9 protein-coding genes and 1 riboswitch are annotated in these 13805 nt (G+C 69.5%); of the genes, 4 read left to right on the top strand and 5 right to left on the bottom strand.

The annotated features are described in order from the left end of the window. Positions 1–3: 3 nt before the first annotated feature. Positions 4–2349, bottom strand: coding sequence for a patatin-like phospholipase family protein (locus AC6JA9_RS13370; RefSeq protein ID WP_497959858.1), 2346 nt, complete (start codon positions 2347–2349; stop codon positions 4–6). A gap of 481 nt (positions 2350–2830) precedes the next feature. Between AC6JA9_RS13370 and AC6JA9_RS13375 the strand changes: the two genes are divergently transcribed. Continuing rightward, the gene (locus AC6JA9_RS13375; protein ID WP_408891082.1) at positions 2831–3904 is read left to right on the top strand and encodes a hypothetical protein; all 1074 of its coding nucleotides are present in this window, start codon (positions 2831–2833) and stop codon (positions 3902–3904) included. A gap of 66 nt (positions 3905–3970) precedes the next feature. Here the strand turns inward: AC6JA9_RS13375 and ahcY are convergent, their stop codons facing one another. From ahcY to AC6JA9_RS13390, 3 genes are all read right to left on the bottom strand, one after another. After that, a complete protein-coding gene (gene ahcY / locus AC6JA9_RS13380; protein WP_223748951.1) occupies positions 3971–5401 on the bottom strand; it encodes an adenosylhomocysteinase in 1431 nt (476 codons plus the stop codon). Positions 5402–5491: 90 nt separating this feature from the next. Beyond that, positions 5492–5559, bottom strand: a riboswitch (S-adenosyl-L-homocysteine riboswitch). A gap of 184 nt (positions 5560–5743) precedes the next feature. Further along, entirely contained in the window at positions 5744–6280 is a 537-nt protein-coding gene (locus AC6JA9_RS13385; protein ID WP_497959860.1) for a hypothetical protein, read from the bottom strand. A gap of 80 nt (positions 6281–6360) precedes the next feature. Further along, positions 6361–7992: a peptide-N4-asparagine amidase gene (locus AC6JA9_RS13390; protein ID WP_497959861.1), complete on the bottom strand. Its 1632-nt coding sequence runs from the start codon at positions 7990–7992 to the stop codon at positions 6361–6363. 264 nt (positions 7993–8256) lie between these two features. Here AC6JA9_RS13390 and AC6JA9_RS13395 point away from each other — a divergent pair, with 264 nt between their 5' ends. Continuing rightward, complete coding sequence (locus AC6JA9_RS13395; protein WP_483579403.1) at positions 8257–9816, top strand: M57 family metalloprotease; 1560 nt, start codon at positions 8257–8259, stop codon at positions 9814–9816. A gap of 39 nt (positions 9817–9855) precedes the next feature. Here AC6JA9_RS13395 and AC6JA9_RS13400 read toward each other — a convergent pair whose 3' ends face one another. Beyond that, complete coding sequence (locus AC6JA9_RS13400; RefSeq protein WP_046712414.1) at positions 9856–10188, bottom strand: MazG nucleotide pyrophosphohydrolase domain-containing protein; 333 nt, start codon at positions 10186–10188, stop codon at positions 9856–9858. Between the two features lie 123 nt (positions 10189–10311). On the opposite strand from AC6JA9_RS13400, the gene AC6JA9_RS13405 reads away from it, so the two are divergent. Together AC6JA9_RS13405 and AC6JA9_RS13410 are read left to right on the top strand one after the other, a co-directional pair. After that, entirely contained in the window at positions 10312–12912 is a 2601-nt protein-coding gene (locus tag AC6JA9_RS13405; protein ID WP_223785305.1) for an exonuclease/endonuclease/phosphatase family protein, read from the top strand. After that, positions 12909–13742, top strand: coding sequence for a hypothetical protein (locus AC6JA9_RS13410; RefSeq protein ID WP_223748954.1), 834 nt, complete (start codon positions 12909–12911; stop codon positions 13740–13742). Before AC6JA9_RS13405 ends, AC6JA9_RS13410 begins: the two co-directional genes overlap by 4 nt. Positions 13743–13805 lie beyond the last annotated feature (63 nt).

Here is a 13805-nt window from a genome sequence, read left to right on the forward strand (position 1 = left end):
CGCTCAGAGCCCCAGCTCCACGCCGATGCCCGGCGCGACGGACCACAGCGTCTCTCGCGAGCGGGAGCCGGGGTACCACTCACCGATGAGCTGGACGCGGAAGCGCTCCAGGATGGCCACGCCCACCAGGGCCTGCACGACGGCGCGGGAGCACGCCGTCACCCGGCTGGCGCCTCGGCCCTCGCAGCCCTGGGTGCCGTAGCGGTCATTCGCGCTGAACATCCAGCCGGCGCGCAGGCTGAAGCGGCTCTGCGCGAGGAAGGACTGGTCGGTGCTCGGCCGGAACTCCAACCCTCCGACGGGCGCCAGCGCGAAGGACTCCTCCGTCCCGGAGGAGAGCACGTCCTCGAGCCCGCGAAAGCCGAGGGCCGCCGTGAAGCGCAGCCCGGTGGGCAGCTGCTCCTCGAACGCGGAGATGCTCACGCCCACCTCGCTCTGCACCGGCCCCATGGTGACGTGCAGCACCGTGCCCGGCGCGGCGAACGCCACCGTGTCCGCGGCGAGCTTGCCCGCGAAGCTGACCATCTGCCGGTCGTCGCCCGACTGGACCTCGGTGAGCCGGTTCACCGCCGCTCCGAGGGACTGGCGGATGCGGACGATGGCCAGGTCGCCCCGGCCGCGCGGCACGCCCAGATCCCGGAAGCTGAACCCATACGCGCCCAAAAGGCGCATCGAGTAGTCGAGCTCCGGCTCCTTGGGGCTCTTCCTCCAGTCGGGCCACTGCTCGGGTGAGACACCGGGCACGCGCGGGGGCGGCTCTCCGGCCATGGCGCGCTCGCAGTGCAGGTTGCGCCAGGTGGCCTCCATGTTGCCGGTGCCCGCGCTGGCGCAGGCGTCGTAGAGCTGGTCGAGCGACACCTGGAGCAGCGCGCGGAAGTCGGACAGGGCCTCTCCCTCGCAGACGCGCGGGGCTTCGGCGGCGCCGTCGTACACCGCGCGCATGCAGATGAAGGGGGCCCAGCTCCCGGGGTCCTGGGCGGGCTCGTCGCGGGGCCGGGCGAACGGGTCCTCGCCCTTCGTCACGTCGAGCAGCATCCGCCGGGCGTCGTACATGCCCAGGTAGAAGTCGAACGTGCGGAACTCCGTCTCGAAGAAGCCGAGGAACGCGAAGAGCGGCGCGCTGGCGGCGGGGAAGTGGCGCCGGGGCAGCACGAGCCGCCGGGCGATGTCGGGCTCCTCCTCCAGCAGCAGCGACAGCTCCTTGGAGCGCGCCGTGTCCACGAGCGCCGCGATGATGCCGCTGAGCTCGGTGGGCAGGGAGCGGGAGGTGGCGCGGGCCTGGGCGGGAGGGAGGACGGGGTACTCGGTGGCGTCCGGGTCCACGAACGCGAAGGCGATGCCCTTGGGCGTCTGCCGCACGCCGGGCGTGGGGACGTCGCGCCACTGCAGCCTGCCGTCGACGGAGTGGAGGCCGTCGCGGGCGAGCCCCACCGCGAGGCGCAGGGGCGCGTTGTCGAAGATGCCACCGTCGATGTAGCGCTCGGTCCGGGCCTCCCTGGGCAGGCACACGGCGGGGGATTGGGACTCCTTGGCCACGCAGGTGGACAGCTCGTGCGGCGGGAAGGCCACGGGGAAGGACATCGACGCGAGGATGAGGTCGCGCAGCGCCTGGAAGCCGATTTCGCCCTGCTCGTCGGTGACGAGCAGCGGCTCCATGCGCCGGCTGCCGGGCGTCGTGTAGTTGGTGGCGGAGGGGGGCTTGCCCGGGCCGCGTCCCCGGATGCGGATGGCGAACTTCTCCTCGATGCGGGGCAGGGGCATGCGGCCGTTCGCGGCCATGAGCACGCGGGGCTCCACGCGCGTGGTGGAGACGCCGAACACCACGTCACAGGACGTGCGCAGCCCCTGGTTCCAGGCCTTCTCGATGTCGGCGGCGCCGCGCTCCAGCCACTCCCGCGAGAAGACGCCGAGCGGGGAGGTCGACGCGGGGATGAAGAGCTGGTTGAAGCCGACGGGCACCCACGTCCGCCAGAACAGGGATTGGTCCGGGGGCGGCAGCTCGGCGCCACAGGACGCCATCACCGCGAGCAGCGAGTTCAGGCTCCCGGCCGAGGCGCCCGTCAACAGCCGCAGGTCCACCTCCTGGCTGCCCTGGGCCGAGGCGAGCGCGTAGTACAGGAAGCCCGCTTCGTAGACCCCCAGCGACACGCCGCCGCTGACGGTGAGCGAGACGGCGGTGGCGGGGACCCCCGACTCATCGAGGGGAATCGGCTGGGCCTTCGCGGGCGTGCCGCCGAGCAGGCACAGCCCGGCGAGGACGAGCGCCGTCGTGGAGCGGGAAGGGCGAGGGGCGGCGGTGACGTCGTTGGATGAAACACAGCCCGGCGTGCCGGGAACGGCTGAACCCATCCGGCGACCGTAGACCCGGGCCTCCCCGGGTGCATCAAGCTTCCGTGTCGGGACGTGTTGCTTCCTGGACACGGCGCGTGGAAGCCCAGGCGCGCGCCGCGTCCGGGGCCCATGGGCCCTCCGCGCGGAGCAGGGCTTCGCGTGAGGCACCGCGAAGGCACGATGGCGGTCGAACAGGTCGTGCTCCATCCCGATGAGGCTCCTGGCCCGGCGTTTCACCGCGCGCGGGGTCGAGGATGACCACGGCGGCGAGGAAGCGCCCGTCGGCCATGGCGGGGCCTCACACGAGACACCCCGGTGGCTGTCTTCGCGCCGGTGGCGGACTCGCGCAAGTCCTCGTCCGTGCGTCCGTTTCACGGGCTCCGGCGTCGGACGATGCCGCTCACCCAGACATACCTGGGTCGCCGCCGCATCACTGGGAGCGTGTCCTGGGGCCGAATAGGCTTGTCTTGATTTGTCTTCACAATCGAAGGAGCAACCCATGTCGAAGCCGTGGAGTGTCGTCGCGAGCATCCTCGTCGTGCAATTGCTGGCATGTGCCGGAGGAGGAGCGGGGCAGCCCGAGGGCCCTGCGGGTGAGATGCGCTTGTCGGTGCAGGGCCTGGCCCGCGGGGAGCTCGACAGCCTGGTGGTCACCGCGCAGCCCGCCAATGTCTCGCAAACCCTGACCTATTCGGCGACGTCGGACACCTTCGAGGGGACGCTCGTGTTGCCCGCGGGGGCGCAGACGCTGACGGCCGAGGGGTTCGTGGAGGACGGGACGGGGACCCCCGTGCTGGTCGCCAGTGGCACCGTGACGGTGACCGTGGTCGCGGGCACCACGGTGGGCGTGTTCCTGGACATCCGGGATGTGACGCCGGCCACGCCGCAGCCGGACATCGCGCCGTTCATCCGGTCGGCCTTCCACGGGTCGGTGAACATGCCTACCAACACTTTCACCGAGCTGGCCGTGTCCGTCGTCGACCTGGACGGAGACCCCATCACCTACCAGTGGACGAGCGACTGTCCGACGAGCGTGTTCACCCGGCCGACCGCGTCGTACACGGAGTGGGGCAATTCGGTGCCGGGTCGGTGCACGCTCGAGGTGCGGGCCACCGCGCGGGGACAGACGGTGTCGAAGAGCCTTTCGGTGAACGTGTATTCATTGACGCCGACGACCGGGGATGTGGACGTGGAGGGGACCTACACTCCGCGCCCGCTCATCACGGCGATTCACGTGCAGGGACAGGGGCTGCCCCTGCAGCGCTTCCTGCGTGAGGACGCGGTGACGCGCTTCCCCTTCGTGGGGCCGAACCGGACCTTCCAGGTGGAGTTCTTCGTGGACTATGGCACGAGCCACGGCACGCGCACGGCGACGCTGGAGACGACGTGCGGCACGGTGGTGCGCGACGTGGACACCTGCGCGGCGAGCCCCGCGCCCACGTCCTGCTCCGTGTCGTACACGTGGACGACGCCCACCGGCTCGCCCTTGTGTTGGCTGAGGACCCAGGCCACCAACGGGACGCTGGTGGATGGGTTCACCGTCGGGACGATGGTGGATCAAGCGGTGCGCTGAGCACCTCCGGTCGGGACGCCCGCGGGGGCCACGACAGCCACCCGCGGGCATCGACCTGACCGGGAACTAGTAGCGGTAGGTGTCCTGCTTGAACGGCCCGGACACCGTGACGCCGATGTACGCGGCCTGGTCCGGCGTCAGCTCGGTGAGCTGCGCGTTGAGCTTCTTGAGCTGCAGCCGGGCGACCTTCTCATCCAGGTGCTTGGGCAGCACGTACACCTTGCCCACCTGGTACTTGTCGCTGTGCGAGTACAGCTCGATCTGCGCGATGGTCTGGTTCGCGAACGAGCTGGACATCACGTAGCTGGGGTGACCCGTGCCGCAGCCCAGGTTCACCAACCGGCCCTTGGCCAGCATGATGATGCGCTTGCCGTCCGGGAAGATGATGTGGTCCACCTGCGGCTTGATCTCCTCCCACTGGTACTTCTCCAGGGAGGCGACCTCGATCTCATTGTCGAAGTGGCCGATGTTGCACACGATGGCCTGGTCCTTCATCTTCGCCATGTGGTCGTGGGTGATGACGCTCTTGTTGCCCGTGGCCGTGACGAAGATGTCCGCCTTGTCCGCCGCGTAGTCCATGGTGACGACGCGGTAGCCCTCCATCGCCGCCTGCAGCGCGCAGATGGGGTCGATCTCCGTCACCCACACCTGGGCCGACAGCGCGCGCAGCGCCTGCGCGGAGCCCTTGCCGACATCGCCATAGCCCGCGACGACGGCGATCTTGCCCGCCACCATCACGTCCGTTGCGCGCTTGATGCCGTCCACCAGCGACTCGCGGCAGCCGTACAGGTTGTCGAACTTGCTCTTGGTGACGCTGTCGTTGACGTTGATGGCGCGGAACAGGAGCGTGCCCTTGGCGGACATCTCCTGCAGGCGGTGCACGCCCGTGGTCGTCTCCTCGGTGACGCCGAGGATCTTCGCCGCCTTGCGCGAGTACCACGTCGCGTCCTGGGCCAGCTTCGCCTTGATGGACGCGTACAGCTCCCGCTCCTCCTCGCTCTGGGGGTTGGCCAGGACGCTGGCGTCCTTCTCCGCGCGCTTGCCCAGGTGCATCAGCAGCGTCGCGTCACCCCCGTCGTCCAGAATCATGTTCGGACCCTCGTGGTCGCTGCCCGCGGGGCCGAAGTCGAAGATGCGGTGGGTGAAGTCCCAGTACTCCTTCAGGGACTCGCCCTTGTGCGCGAACACCGGCGTGCCCGCGGCCACCAGCGCGGCGGCGGCGTGGTCCTGCGTGGAGAAGATGTTGCACGACGCCCAACGCACCTCGGCGCCCAGCGCCTGGAGCGTCTCCACCAGCACGGCCGTCTGGATGGTCATGTGCAACGAGCCGGTGACGCGAGCGCCCTTGAGCGGCTGCTGCTTGGCGTACTCCTCGCGGATGGCCATCAGCGCGGGCATCTCGCTCTCGGCGATCTTGATCTCCCGGCGGCCCCATCCGGCGAGGCCGAGGTCGGCGATGGCGTAGTCCTGCTTCTGCGTCTGCGTGGCGGCGGTCATGGCGTGTCTCCTGAGTTCAGGTTGCGTCGCGTGTGCTGGCGAGGTCCTGCCCGAGCCGCTGGAAACGGACCCACCCTCGCAAGCCACGCGTACAGGTGAGTGCCGTTGGGTCATTCCCTTCGAGCCTGGGGCCAGGGGCCTCGCAACACTCCTCGAAGTCCGGGGCAAACTACGAGAAGGCCCGGCGAATTTCAAAGGGAAGTTGCCGCCCCGGAGGGCAGGCATGCGGGCTCCACCCGACACCCGGCCTACAGGGTGGCCAGCGGTGGGAGCCCCTCCCCGGGACCGAGCGGGGCGGCGCCGGCGCCAGGGGCCGACGCGCGCCCGCGCGCTCGGGAGGGACTACTTGCCCGACGCGCGCACCGAGCCGCCGCTGGCCCAGTGGTCCGTGGCGGCGCGCGTGAGGGTCTGCGCGAGCAGGTCCTCGAGCAGGTCCGCCTTGGCGATCTCCTCGGGCTCGAAGACGCCGAGCAGCGCCAGCTCCGGCTTCTCGCCGTACTGCTCCTCGCCCAGCGTCAGCCAGCCGGGGGTGTAGCTGGCGCCCACCAGGCCGTTGACCAGGGGGGCGATGCGCAGCGAGGCGCCGTGCGCGTGCACGGGGCCCGCGGGTGCGCCGTTGCTCTTCACCAGGCCGATGTCCTTGCCGGAGAAGCGGACCTCGAACGCGCGCGAGTCATCCCAGTGCGGCACCTGCTCCAGGGACAGGGACAGGGCGCCGTCGGACGCGGGGCCGGCCTCGCCGTTCGCCCTCTGGACGGCGGCCTTCAGGGCGTCGGAGACCTGGGAGGACAGCTGCGCCCAGCGCTCGCGCCGCGCAAAGGCCTTCTGGATGTTGTCGTTGATTTCCTTTAGAGAGGCACCAGCGTTCTTCGACGGCATGAAGTCCCCTTCGGGGGTTGGAGGGCAAGGCCGGATGCTGCCCTCCGCTCACGCATGGTGTCCAGGGGGCCCCCGGGCTTTCAGTCGCAGCCCTGGAGGTCCTCGGTGACGAAGCCGTTCCGGGTGGAGATGCGCCGGTCGTGGCACACCCCGGGGTGGCCCTTCAGCCGGTAGTGGTGGGTGGAGGTCCCCACCGCGTTGCGCTGCGCGCGGGGCACGCCCAGGTTGTACGCGGCCTCGCCCGTGAAGACGTCGTCGAGCTCGCGGTGCTCCCACGTCTGGAGCCCCCGGACGCCGAGCGCCTTCTCCGCGTCGCGCACGGTGATGCGGGTGGTGAGTCGGTTGGCCGGCGTCACGTCGATGTGCCCGTCCAGCACGAACTGCTTGTCGGAGCGGCTCATCGTGGGGAACACGTCCCGGCCGACGACGGTGACGGTGCTCGTGTCCCGCCACGTGGCGACGAGCTCGTCCGGGTTCTCCAGGTCACCTACCCAGCGGTGCATGCTGGTGTTGGAGACGTCCTGCTCCACGGTGGTCAGCTCCCAGCCGCGCGAGGTGCGCAGGTAGCCGGACACCCTCAGGTGGTGGCCACCCTGCGTGTCCACCTGGTGCCAGCCGTCCACCAGCGCGTACGTGGAGTCGTTCGACAGCGTCCCCAACTGGTGCTGGACGAGCCCGCCGGTGACGCGCGCGGTGCCCGTGTCCCGCCACACGAGCACGTTGGTGGGCAGGTCCCACCCCGGCCGTCCCTCGGGCACGCCGAGCACGCGCACGGTGAGCTGGTGCGGCTGACCGTCCGTCAGCAGGCCCACGAACGGGGTGAGGTCGTACTGGATGGGGCGGATGTTGAAGGCGCGGGGCGCGGGGAGCACGTACCAGAGGAAGGGATTGGACCAGCCACCGGTGTAGACGTGGGGGAAGGGCATCGCGATGCCGGCCACCCGGCCGTCCACCTCGATGACGACCTCGCGGTAGGGGCCGTCGTCGGCGGGGCACGAGTAGGGCACGACGATGGGCGCGGTGATGTACCAGAACTCCTCGCACCCGCCGCCGGAGCCCGTGGCGTAGACCTCCGCGACCAGGCGCGCGGTGTTGCGGGGCACCGTCACCTCGCCGACGAGCGCGCTGCCCTCGCGGCGCGGCTGGGTGAGCGGGAGCACGTCGCTCGCCAGGTTCGCGGCGGGCGCGTGGCCCCCCTGGGCCGGGTAGAACGTCAGGTACACCTGCACGTCCAGCACGCCCGTGTACGTCTCGTTCACCACGTTGCCGATGAGCATCCACACCGGCTGGGACCGCGCGAGGAGCGACGCATAGGCGGTGACGTCCTTCTCCACCGACCAGGCGATGCCCTCGCGCGAGGGCTCGGGCGTGGACGTCTTGAATATCGTCACGCCGCCCACCTCCAGGTGGCCCAGCCGGTCGTACTGGACGCCCTGCACCTTGCCCTCCAGGCGCAGCACCACCTTGCTCCAGGGGCCCGGGCACTCCGCGGGCGGCGTGAAGGTGCCGGTGAAGGGCGTGAAGTCATCGAACCGCTCATCGACGATGCGCACGGTGCAGGACGGCGTCGGCGGCCGCGCCACGGCTGGCGCCGCGGTGCGCGGGTCGTCCCAGTCCGTGCCGAACTCGGGCGGAGGCTCCACGGCCCACGCCGGCAACGCGGCGCCCACCACCAGGAACACCGCGACGAGACTGCCAGGGAATGGCTTCACGGCTTGTCCTCTCTAAGTATGTAATTCTTGAATAGTAGGAGCTTGCCCTGACATGGGCAATGCGCGGCTGCGGGGACGTGGTTCGTTGAAGGAACGCGGGAAGAACGCGCGCGGCGTTCGTTGAGTGCTCGCGGTGCGAAGGATGACACCGCGACATCACCACACACCCGGGGGCCGGTCCCGGAGCGCAGGGGAATCCATATGCAGACAATGACTCACACCCGCCAACGTGGTTGGCGGACGACCACGCTCGCCGTGACGACGATGGCCCTGTTGGTGGGAGCCTGCGGGCCCGAGGCGCCCGTGCCCCAGGAGGAGCCGCTCACGGACACGGGGGCGGCGACCACGGCGGCCTTCGAGGCCTGGAGCGCGAAGAACGTCGTCGCGACGGAGGAGGGGCACTTCCTGGTCGAGGGGGACATGCGGATGCTGGACCTGGCGGAGGTCCGCCGGTACTGGGAGAGCTTCACGAACAATCCCAACGCGCTGTCTGTCTTCCGGGTGGGCGGGGCGGACGCGGCCTGGAGCCGCGCGGACCGCGAGGCCATCACCTACTGCATCCGTCCCACGGACTTCGGCGCGGACTACGACCGCGTGGTGGAGTTCATGCACCGCGCCGCCTCCGGCTGGGAGGGCGCGGCCAACGTGAAGTTCGTGCACCTGAAGGCGCTGGACTCGTCCACCTGCAATCGCAACAACAACCTGGTGAAGTACAACGTCGAGCGCAACTTCGCCTTCACGGGCCTGTCGGCGGGCATGGGGTTCCCCACGTACTCGCGGCCCACGCGCTTCCTGGAGCTGGGGCCCACGTCGACGTGGACGGATGCGGAGCTCATCGCCGTGCTGACGCACGAGTTCGGCCACGCGCTGGGCTTCGTGCACGAGCACGACACCGCGTCGGGCTGCGGCATGGTGATGACGGGCAGCTACCGGCCGCTGACGTGCTACGACGGCCGGGGCGCCATGCACTACCCGTCGATGCCGGGGTGGTTGGATCCGTCGCGCACGCTGAACTTCATCTCGCAGCGGGACGTGGAGGGCTCGCAGGCGCTCTATGAGGCGCCGACCAACGTGCTGAGCACGTCCAGCGGCACGGTGTACGCGCGCAAGCGCTCGACGGGTGACCTCTACCGGCGCGACGCGCTCGTGTGGACGTTGGTGGGTGGCCCTGGCCAGGCGTTCGTCGCGGTGGGCAACACGCTGTATGGCCAGACGCCGGGCGGCGGCTCTCCGGTGCAGTTCCTGGGCTCAAGCTGGGTGGGCATCGGCGGACCCGCGGGGCAGATCTTCGCCTGCGCGGGGGCGCTGTGCGCCACGGACAAGCTGACGGGCAACGTGGCCCGCTACAACGCGGCCACCGGGACGTGGACGACCATCGGCGGGCCCGGCTCGCGCTTCGCGACCACGACGACGCAGGTGTTCGGCCTGGGGCCGTGGCAGGACGACTACACGGCGCTCTACAGCGGCGCGGGCTCCTCGTGGAGCGTGGTGGGCGGCGGCGCCAGCGAGCTGGTGGGCGGTGGGACGAAGATGTACCGGCTCACCAACGACAAGGCGTTCATCCAGCGCTACGACGGGGGCTCGACGTGGACGAGCATCGGCTACTCGGGCCGCAGCTTCGTGGCCGTGGGCAATGACGTGTACGGCCTGCGTCCGGATGGCTCGTTCATCATGAAGTTCACGGGCTCGGCGTGGAACTCCATCCACGGCGCGGCGAGCAGGATCTTCAGCTCCAACGGCTACCTGCTCGCGCAGAACCTGGACGACACCATCGAGCGGTACGACCCGGTGTCGAACACCTGGACGAACCTGGGCAAGCCCTGAGCGTCCCACCGGACCTGGAGGCGCGCGGGGCGGGCGTCCTCAGGTCCAGGTGCGCTGCTGGTTGCGCTCGTTCTTCTGGCGGAAGGCCTCCTCCAGGTCCACGCCGACGCGGTTGGCGATGGCGACGAGGTAGTTGAAGACATCGACCAGCTCCTCGCCGACCTGGGCGCGCGCCGCCTCGGTCGGCGTGCCTTTTCCTTCGTCGTAGAGCTTCTCGTGGCGGCGGACGGCCTTGAACACCTCGCCGACCTCCTCGCCCATGAGGAAGCAGTTGTGGACCAGGTCCAGCTTCAGCCAGCCATGCATCGCTTCCAGCTCGTGGATGTATCGCTGGTAGTCCTTCATGGAGGCGCCGGGGGGAAGTTCAATCATCTCCCCGTCTTCAATCACCGGGCGGCCCGCGTCAACCCCTGGGAAGGAGAGGTCCGCGTCGAAATGCCGCGGGAAGATCCGCGGAGGCCTTCGTACCTCTGGGGCACAACACCCGGAGGTCTCATGCAACGCGGTGCATTCCTGCTGGCCCTGGCCAGTCTCCTGCCGACCTGGGCCGTGGCGGCGCCCCACGTCACCCGGCTTCCGCCCCAGGACGCGGCGGTCCATTGCAGTCCCGGCGAGCCGTGCACCCAGCCCACGACGGACGGCTGGGTCGCGCCGATGGAGTACGCGGACGGCAAGAAGTTCCCGCTGCAGGACTATGTGAATGGCGGGCCCAACGGCGAGCTGTACCTGCTCATCAGCGACAACGCCGAGTACACCTCCGAGGAGTGCAACTTCGGGATGCCCGAGGCGGGCGGGATTCCCTCGGTCCAGACCAACCCCTGCCTCTCCCAGACGCTGTTCATCGGCCTTCGCCTGCCTCGGCCCAAGGACGCCAACGGGAACTTCCTGGAGGCGTCTGGCTTCATCGACGTCTGGCTCGATGCCCAGCGCGACGCCACCATCAACCAGGTTCCCGGCGCGAGCGGGCCGCGCTCCGAGGACCGCCACCTGCGGTTCCGCTACTCCACCGGCCCCAACGGGAACACCGCGCTGACGCAGCAGATGGGCAACAACGCGAACGGGTGGACGGGGCTGTCGGCCCCCAACCAGGCCTGGGCCACCACCGCCCTGGTGACGACGCCGAGCGCGGACCCCTCTCGCGTGCACATCGAGTTCTCGGTGAAGCTGCGCAGCAGCGTGCCGCCCATCGTCGGCAGCGAGCCCTTGTCCTCGGCGGTCCGCAAGCTGGGCCTCGCGCTCCAGAGCAGCCCCGGCATGACGGCGGGCGCCACGCAGCGCGTGGGCGGCGGCATCTTCTTCAACGCGAAGAACCAGCCGCCCAACGGCCTGCTGCCCGCCACCTGGGAGACGCTCGAGCTGCGGGAGCACATCCCCATCCCCTTGAGCTTCACGATGTGGAACGTGGGGCAGATGCCGGACGCGACGTTCTGGGTGCCCGACGGCGGCTCGGGGGAGATCGACACCGTCGCCGCGAAGATCTACAAGAAGGAGGTCGTCTGCATCTCCGAGATCTGGATGTCCCATGAGCGAGGAGAGCTCGTCGAGAAGGTCAACGAGCTGCGCGCCGCCGAGTCGCTGCCTCCCATGCAGGCCGTCACGGAGCTGAACGACGACATCTTCCAGCCACCCACGGAGACGACGGGGCTGGTGCTGCTGTCCTCACGGCAGATTCTCGAGGGGGGCATCCACCACTTCCCGTCCAACATGTGCACCGGCGCCGACTGCATGCAGGACAAGGGCGTCATCTGGGCGCGCATCGCCACGCCGGCGGCCACGGTGCCCGTCACCGTCATGGAGGACACGGGCCTGCCCAAGCTCTCCACGGCCACGGACTACGGCGAGTTCGTCGACGTGTTCTGCACCCACGTCAACGCGGGCGAGAACACGCCGGGGCCGGACACGGATGCGCGCGAGGACCAGTTCTTCGACATCATGGCGTACGTCCAGCAGGTGAGGAAAGGCGGGCCCCTGAATGCCAATACCTATCCGTACCTGCTCGGCGACAACGACATCTTCCCCCAGGGCACCTGGCCTGGCGGCCTGGACCGGCCCGCCTTCCTGCTCGGAGACCTGAACACGATTGGACCCAAGGCCACCGAGGCCGACTCCAACTTCTCCGCCTATCAGGACATGGTGGGGCCCAACTACCTGGACATCAGCGAGCGCACCGAGTTCGAGGAGGCCAACAGCTTCTTCTCCGAGTCCCGCGACCTGGCGCGCACCTCGTCCGGCTCGGACCCGATGGCGACCGGGACGTGGCTGACCAGCACCTGCACGGACCTGGTGTCGGACCAGCTGGCTGGCTTTGACCGGCTCGACTACGTGCTGGTGTTCCCGCCCGCGAACACGCTGGAGTTCCCCGCCTACGCGCTGCTCAAGGAGCCCACGGCGAGCGTCGAGCCGCACTTCGACCCCGACTCCGGCATCTCCATGGAGGTGGGGGGCTCGCCGCAGTTCTTCCAGCAATGCCTGTCGGACCACGCGATGGTGGACGTGGAGGTGGCCCTCACGAAGGTGAAGGACGTCGTGAAGTACAACCCCGCCAAGCCGCACCGGATTGAATACGCGGTGAAGCAGGTGACGGACCTGGAGACGGAGAGCGGCTGCTGCGCGGATTGGTTCACGCCCCGCGTGCACATGACGGCGAATGGCTTCTTCCGGGAGAACGCATACCTCGACATCGTCGAGGACCAGACCATCTACCCGAACTGGCGCGTGCAGACCGGGCCGAGCAATCCCACGCAGTTCCCGGACCTGCCCGCCAACTTCACGGGGGTGGTGAACATGACGTCCGCCATCTGGGAGGAGGATGTCGGCCCGAATGACCACTACGACTCCATCCCCGAGGGAGGCTCGAGCCTGGCGGTGGATGACCGGGACGGCCACTTCAGCTTCTTCGCGTCGTCGGGCCTGGTGCGCCGGGTGAAGGGGGAGTCGAGCGCCAATGACTGGCTCACGGGACTGGAACTGATGGGGAGCTTCCTGAACGGCTACGAGAACGGCATGTCCCTGGAGACGGAGGGGACGGACCATGACTCGGGTGACAACGCCCGGGTGCGGCACTTCATCCAACTCAAGGAGCTGGAGACCCCATGAGCGCAATGATTCGGACGTCCGCGGTGCTCGCGTGGCTCCTCGGTGGGGCGGCCCATGCCGTCGAGCCGATGGTGCCCTACGACAACTTCAACCCCTCGGAGTCCAACCCGCCTCGCGCGACGAAGGTGCGAGGCATCGACCCGGCGCGCTGGGTGGACGTGCAGACGGGGAGCCGGCAGCAGGCGGTGCGGGAGCTGGCCTTCACACGGCTGCGGCTGGCCAGCCGGGCCAACACAGGCACGGGGCGCTACGGCCTGCGCTTCATCCAGCCGTCGGCGGTGACGGCCATCGAGGCGAAGGTCCGGGTGAACAACGCCCGGAGCACGGGGTGCGAGCTGTCGCAGGGCGGCATCTCCCAGGGCGCGGCGGAGCTGTCCGGCCACTTCTTCAATGCGGCGACGCCCAGCCGCGCCAGCGCGAAGGATGACGTCACCGCGTCCATCCGCGTCGTCTCCCGGTCCACGGACCCGCTGGGCTCCCAGGACCTGCGCGTGGAGGCGCACGTCGAGCAGTGCCAGGACGCCTCGTGCACGGCGCGCGGCTCGCTCTTCACGGCGGACCTGGGGCAGGTGCACCAGGGAGAGCAGACCCGGCTGCGCGTCCAGTGGGACGCGGCGAATGACCGCTTCGTGTTCCAGCGCGACAGCCAGCCCGAGGTGTTCGGCGCCTACACCGTCACGGACACCCAGGCTCCGGGCATCGCCAGCAAGGAGCTGGTGGTGAGCCATTCCGTGCCCACGTGCGCGAGGGGGAGCCCCAGCCCGCTGGCGTATGTGAATGCGTACTTCCACGACGTGGGGGTGAATCAATCGGCGGCGCCCGCGCCCTGAGGTCGCGAGTCGACGGACGATTCGTCCTGGTGCGGCGAGAGCTCGTGGTGTCTCGCCGCCCGC

This window comes from Myxococcus sp. MH1, assembly GCF_059738865.1.